Here is a 6,233-nt window from a genome sequence, read left to right as displayed (position 1 = left end):
TGGAGTCGACCATGCCCTTGAAGCCGGTGAAGTCGACGCTGACGAAGTGGTCGATGTGGATGCCGGTCAGCTGCTCGACCGTCGTCCACAGGCAGCTGACGCCGCCGAGGCTCATGGCCTCGCCGATCATGCCGAGGTGCGCGTCGTAGCCGGGCTTGTCGTCGGTGGGCGCGCACGCGGGGAGTTCCAGGTAGCTGTCGCGCGGGAGGTTGATCAGCGTCGCGCTGTTCTGCTCGGGCGAGATGTGCGCGATCACGAGGGTGTCGGGGCGCTCGCCTTCGGCGGCGCCGTAGTTGGCGTTCTCGCCGGTGCGCACGTCGGAGCCGATGACCATGATGTTCACCGCCCCGTCGACCTTGGTCGGGCGGTCGCCGAAGGCGTCGGTGTCGATGCTCTCCTGGCTGATGTTGCCGTAGATGTCGTAGTAGGCGCCGTAGGCCGTCAGGCTGGAGCAGATGACCAGCACCGTCGTGATGACGGCGACCCAGCCGCCGGTGGTGAGGCTGTTCCGGACGGAGCGGAACGAGGAGGTTCTGGAGGCTCTGCGGGCGGACCTTCGGGAGGAGGAGCGGGTTCTGGGCATCGCGCACCAAAGGGTCAGATGTCAGGTCAACGGCCTGATGGAGCCCAAGAGCGAGGGGGGTTCGGGCTGGGCGCCGGCGATCGCCGTGACACGCTCCATGCCAAGCCGTGCTTGCAGGTTAGCCGAATCGACACCGGGCGTAAGCACCAGAGAGGACGCGGGGGCTACCAGTGCCAGAAATCCTGACAGATCAGGATCGAACGCCGCGGGGAGATCCGACGCGGAAGTGATCATAGCCACCCGGTCCGCCGGTGTCAGCTGCCAGCCCGCCGCGCGCTCCTCCGCGCGCACCGCCACCTCCGCTCCCGTGAGCCGCACCGCGCCGTCCAGCGCCAGCGTGCCGGCCCCGACCGCCCCCGGGGGATCGAACCGGTCGCCGTACCCGCGCACCTCGACCGCGTAGTCCAGTGCCGCGGGCGGGCAGTCGGCCAGCGGAGCACCCAGGGGGTGCAGCGAGGCGCCGACCACCTCGCGGGCCCCGCTGTCCAGGGCGGCGGCCAGCCGCGCGGCGTCGGCCACGACGATGTCGCCGTCGGGCAGCTCCGCCGGTCCGCCCGGCGCATCCGCGGCCGGGACCACCGCCACGCCCGCGGACCAGCAGGCGAGCACCCAGACGAGGCTCTGCCAGTGGACGGGCAGCGCGAGCACCACCCGCTCCCCGGGCTCGGCGCCGAGCCCGTCGACGATCAGGTTCGCCGTCTTGGCCACCCAGTTGTCGAACGTCGCGTAGGACAGCTCGACCCGTCCGCCGCCGTCGTCGTAGGCGGTGACGAACGGCCGTCCGCCGTCCACCGCGACGGCGGACCGCCACATCTCTCCCGGGGTCCGCGCTGGCACGGTGCGCTCCTTACGGTCGGCGAGTCGACGAGGACGCCACATGCTACTCGGCCGCGGCGCCGGGGGCGGCGCGGCCGGGACCGGCCCGGGCGGCTCGGGCGGCGCCGGCGGTCCCGGACGTCCCGAGGGAGGCGGCGTGCCGTGCCGGGTCTGTCGGAAGTGTCCGGTTGTGGGGCAGGCAGCGGATCCGATCCGTCCCACGGACCGCGCGGAACTGGCATCGTGGCGTGCATGCGCCTGACACCCGGACGCCTCCTCGCCCGCCTGACCGTCGTGCCCGTCGTCGCGCTCGGGGCGTGGCTGCTCGTCGCCTTCCCGCTGCTCCTCGCCGGGCAGTTCACGCCGCTCGCCGGGCTCGTGGTGGGGCTGCCGGCCGTCGTGGCGGCGCTCGCCGTGGTGCCCCGGCTCGTCCCCGACCTGCCCGAGGAGGAGACGCCCTGGTGGCCGGTCGCCGCCGTGGTGCTGGTCACGCTGGCCTTCGCCGTCGTGCAGGTGCTGTACCACTCCGAGCAGCTGGTCATCCGCCGGGACCCCGCCTCCTACGCGCAGTTCACCGCCTGGATCGCGCAGCACGGATCGCTGCCCATCCCGCAGTCGCGCGACCTCATCGCCGGCGACGACCCCGCCCTCTCCTACGACAGCGCCGCCTACTACCAGGTCGGCGACGTCATCTGGCCGCAGTTCCTCGCCGGGGCGCCGCTGATCCTCTCGGTGGGCTACTGGCTCGGCGGTCTCGACGGGATGCTGGTGGCGGCGCCGCTCCTGGGCGCGCTCGGGGTGCTGACGTTCGCCGGACTGGCCGCGCGCCTCGTCGGGTCGCGCTGGGCGCCCCTGGCCGCGCTGGTGCTGGCCGTCAGCCTCCCCGAGCAGTGGGTGAGCCGCTCCACCTACAGCGAGCCGGCCGCGCAGGTGCTGCTGCTGGGCGCTCTCGTGCTCGGCCACGACGCGCTGACCCGCGAGGTCGGGGCGCGCGAGCGGTGGGGCGTACCGCACGCCCTGGCCGCGGCCGCCGGCCTGGCGTTCGGGCTCGGGCTGGTGGTGCGCATCGACGCGCTGCGCGACATCCTGCCGGTGGTGGCCTTCGTCGGGCTGCTGCTGCTCGCCCGCCGCGGCCAGGCGGTGCCCCTGCTCGCCGGACTCGCCGTCGGGCTCGGATACGGCCTGGTGGCCGGGTTCGGGCTCTCCCGGCCCTACCTCGTCTACCTGTCCGACTCCCTGCGCCCGCTGCTGCTGATCAGCGGCGCGGTGGTGGTCGCGGTCGCGCTCGGCACCGCGCTGCTGTGGCGGCGCGGGCTGCCCCGGCCGGACCGGTGGCCCTGGCTGCCCACCGCCGCCGCGGGCCTGGCGGTGCTGGTGATGGCCGGCTTCGCCGTGCGTCCGCTCATCCATGTGGAGCGCGGGCACGGTGACGACATCACCGGCATCTACATCGGCCAGGTGCAGGAGATCGAGGGGCTGGCGGTCGACCCGGACCGCACCTACGAGGAGATGACCCTCTACTGGGTCGGCTGGTACGTGGGCCTGACCACGGTCCTGTTCGCCACGGTCGGGGTCGCGCTGCTGCTGCGCCGGGTGCTGGCCGGGCGGGAGCCGAGCTGGGTGCTGCCGCTGATGATGCTGACCTGGACGGTCGCCGCCACCCTGCTGCGTCCGGCCATCACCCCCGACCACCCGTGGGCGAGCCGCCGGCTCGTCGTGCTCGTCATCCCCGCGTTCGTGCTGCTCGCGGTGTGGTTCGCCGCCCGCGCGACACGCTGGGTGCGGGAGCACCCGGTCCGGCCGCCGGCGTGGCTGCCGGGCGGGGTCGCCGCGCTGGGGGCTGTGGCGGTCCTCCTGCCCACCGCGGTCACCGCTGCCGGGATCATGTCCTACCGCACGGACGTCGGCTCGGTGGCGGCCACCGGGCGGCTGTGCGCCGCCATCCCCGAGGACGGCAGCGTGCTCGTCGTGGACGCCGCCACCAACAGCAAGTTCGCCCAGCTGATCCGCGGCATGTGCGGTGCGCCCACCGCGCACGTCAGTCCGGCCGATCCGGAGACGGTGCGGCGCGTGGTGGCCGAGGTGCGCGAGCGCGGACGCACGCCGGTCATCGCCGCGGACTCCCGGGAGGGGCTGCTCCCGCACCTGCCGGCGTCCGTCCGCACGGAGCACGCCTTCGACGTGCACACCGAGCAGGACCCCAGCACGCTCATGCGTCCGCCGGACGGCCCGTGGGCGTTCAACGGCGACGTGTGGGTGGCGGTGGTCCCGGAGGCCGGACCGAACCGCGCCGTCCGCTGACCCCCGGACCGCCCCGTTACGATGGGCACGCCCTCACTCCCCGTGCGCGACCCCCAGGAAGAGAACGTGGCCGACGACGCGACCTCCGCCGACGTCCCGTACGTCACCATCGTCCTGCCCTGCTACAACGAGCAGGACCACGTCGTGGCCGAGGTCGAGCGGATCTGCGCCGCGATGGACGCGTCCGGCTACTCCTACGAGCTGCTCGCCGTGGACGACGCCTCCACCGACGAGACGCTGCTGCGCCTGCGCGACGCCGAGCCGCGGTTCCCGCGGATGCGGGTGATCACCTTCCAGAACAACGGCGGCGCCGGGACGGTGCGCCGCATCGGCAGCCAGCGGGCGCGGGGCGAGATCGTCGTCTGGACGGACGCCGACATGAGCTACCCCAACGAGCGGATCCCCGAACTCGTCGCCATCCTGGAGAAGGACCCGGACACCGACCAGGTGGTCGGGGCCCGCCTGCAGGAGGCGGGGACGCACAAGCTGCTGCGCGTTCCGGCCAAGTGGCTGATCCGCAAGGTCGCGGAGCGGCTCACCAACACCCCGATCCCCGACCTGAACTCCGGGCTGCGGGCGTTCCGCCGCGAGGTCGCGCAGCCCTACCTGCGGCTGCTGCCGCCGGGCTTCTCGTGCGTCACCACGATCACCCTGGCGTTCCTGTCCAACCAGCACCCGGTGCGCTACGTGCCGATCGAGTACGCCAAGCGCGCCGGCAGCTCCAAGTTCCACTTCGTGCGCGACGCCTACCGCTACATCCTCCAGGTGCTGCGCATGGTCATGTACTTCAATCCGCTGAAGGTGCTGATGCCGCCGGCGCTGTGGCTGCTCGGGATCGGGACGCTCAAGGGCGTCTACGACGTCGTCAGCGACCCGGTCTACATCCGCAACAACACCATCATGCTGGTCCTCACCGGGCTGATGATCGCGTCCATGGCGCTGCTCGCCGACCTGATCGTGCGCTCGCGCAACAACGGCACATGACGCGGCAGGGGACCGGTGGCGGCCGGCGGGTGGCGCTCGTCGGACCGGCCCATCCGTACAAGGGCGGCGGCGCCCGGCACACCACCGAGCTCGCGCACCGGCTGGCGGCGGCCGGACACGACGTCGTGATCGAGTCCTGGCGCGCGCAGTACCCGGCGCTGCTGTACCCGGGCCGCCAGACGATCGACACCCCGGAGGGCGCACCCTACGCGCGGACCCGCCGGCGACTGGCGTGGTACCGGCCCGACGGCTGGTGGCGGGCCGGCCGCGACCTGCGCCGCGGCGCCGACCTGGTCGTCCTCAGCGTGCTCTCCCCGGTGCAGGTCCCGGCCTACCTGGGGCTGCTGGCCGGCGTCGGCCGCGGGACGCGGACGGTGGCGCTGTGCCACAACGTGCTGCCGCACGAGCGCAGCGCCGTGGACACGGCGCTGGTGCGGCGGCTGCTGCGCCGGGTGGACGCCGTGCTGACCCATTCGCCGGAGCAGGCCGACCTCGCCCGCGCGCTCCTCGCCGGACGCGACGCCGACGTGCGCACGGCCGAACTGCCGCCGCACCTGCCGGAGACGCCGGCCGGGGCGCCCGAGACGCCGCCGCGGGTGCACCGGCACCTGCTGTTCTTCGGCCTGGTGCGGCCGTACAAGGGGGTGGACGTGCTGCTGCGCGCCCTCGCCGCGGGCCCGCCCGACGTGACGCTGACGGTCGCGGGGGAGTTCTGGGGCGGTGCGGCCGAGCTCCGCGCCCTGGCCGGTGAGCTGGGCCTGGGCGGCCGGGTGGAGCTGCGCGACGGCTACGTCCCGGCCGCCGAGATCGCCGGCCTGTTCGCGGGGGCCGACGCGGTGGTGCTGCCGTACCGGTCGGCGACCGCCTCGCAGAACGTGTGGCTGGCCCACGAGCACGGGCGCCCGGTCATCGCCACCCGCACCGGAACGCTCCCGGACCACGTGCGGGACGGCGTCGACGGGCTGCTGTGCGCTCCGGACGACGCCGCCGACCTCGCGCGGGCGCTCGGTGCCTTCTATGCGCCGGGCGAACCCCTGCGGCTGCGCGCCGGGGTCCGCCCGGTCGATCCCGAACCCTACTGGCGGACCTACCTGGCGGAACTGGTCCGCTAGGTGGCCGCATGCCGGCCGGCCGCCCCCCGGGCCGCGGCGAGCGGCGCCCGGGGCGGGCGCCGCTGGCGTAGAAGGCGCCGGCGGTCCCGGCTCGGCGCTCCCCGCTGTCCGAACTGGCCGACCTGGTCGTCGCCGGCGGGCTGCCGGACGATGACGTTGAGGCGGTTGGAGGCGCTGATGAGGGCGGGGAGGGAGACCAGGCCCGCACTTGGACGGCCCTTCGGCCCGGCGGGATGTGACCGGAGGAAGTGTGACGTGCGTCTCCCGCGCGACCCCGCGTGTGCGGTCCGCCTCCGGTCCCCTCGGTGGCCTGGACGGGACCGCCCCGCCCACGGGGATGATCACCGTAGGTGATCTTGGTCGGCGGGGGGCGGCGGTGCCCTGCGGTCCGCGGGCCGCCGGGACGCCGTCGGGGCGCCGCCGGAGGGGCCTGCGGG

At 74.2% G+C, this 6,233-nt stretch carries 5 protein-coding genes; 3 read left to right on the top strand and 2 right to left on the bottom strand.

Annotated elements, in window-relative coordinates; translation table 11 throughout:
- Both DEF28_RS25045 and DEF28_RS25040 read right to left on the bottom strand, forming a co-directional pair.
- Window positions 1–583, bottom strand: a 583-nt coding sequence (locus tag DEF28_RS25045) for an LCP family protein (RefSeq protein WP_199493524.1), incomplete at its 3' end; no start/stop codon positions are given.
- Between the two features lie 21 nt (window positions 584–604).
- The gene (locus DEF28_RS25040; RefSeq protein WP_114396587.1) at window positions 605–1,420 is read right to left on the bottom strand and encodes a TIGR03089 family protein; all 816 of its coding nucleotides are present in this window, start codon (window positions 1,418–1,420) and stop codon (window positions 605–607) included.
- 231 nt (window positions 1,421–1,651) lie between these two features.
- Here DEF28_RS25040 and DEF28_RS25030 point away from each other — a divergent pair, with 231 nt between their 5' ends.
- From DEF28_RS25030 to DEF28_RS25020, 3 genes are read left to right on the top strand one after another with little or no spacing between them, the layout of a single operon-like run.
- Window positions 1,652–3,700, top strand: coding sequence for a hypothetical protein (locus DEF28_RS25030; protein ID WP_114396585.1), 2,049 nt, complete (start codon window positions 1,652–1,654; stop codon window positions 3,698–3,700).
- Window positions 3,701–3,742: 42 nt separating this feature from the next.
- The gene (locus DEF28_RS25025) at window positions 3,743–4,684 is read left to right on the top strand and encodes a glycosyltransferase family 2 protein (RefSeq protein ID WP_233515529.1); all 942 of its coding nucleotides are present in this window, start codon (window positions 3,743–3,745) and stop codon (window positions 4,682–4,684) included.
- The gene (locus DEF28_RS25020; protein ID WP_114396583.1) at window positions 4,681–5,796 is read left to right on the top strand and encodes a glycosyltransferase family 4 protein; all 1,116 of its coding nucleotides are present in this window, start codon (window positions 4,681–4,683) and stop codon (window positions 5,794–5,796) included. The genes DEF28_RS25025 and DEF28_RS25020 overlap by 4 nt, the downstream gene beginning before the upstream one ends.
- Window positions 5,797–6,233 lie beyond the last annotated feature (437 nt).

This window comes from Marinitenerispora sediminis (assembly GCF_003336425.1).
Classification (GTDB): Bacteria; Actinomycetota; Actinomycetes; order Streptosporangiales; family Streptosporangiaceae; genus Marinitenerispora; species Marinitenerispora sediminis.
Note: the sequence above shows the minus strand (reverse complement) of the source record. Positions and strands in the feature narration are given on the sequence as shown.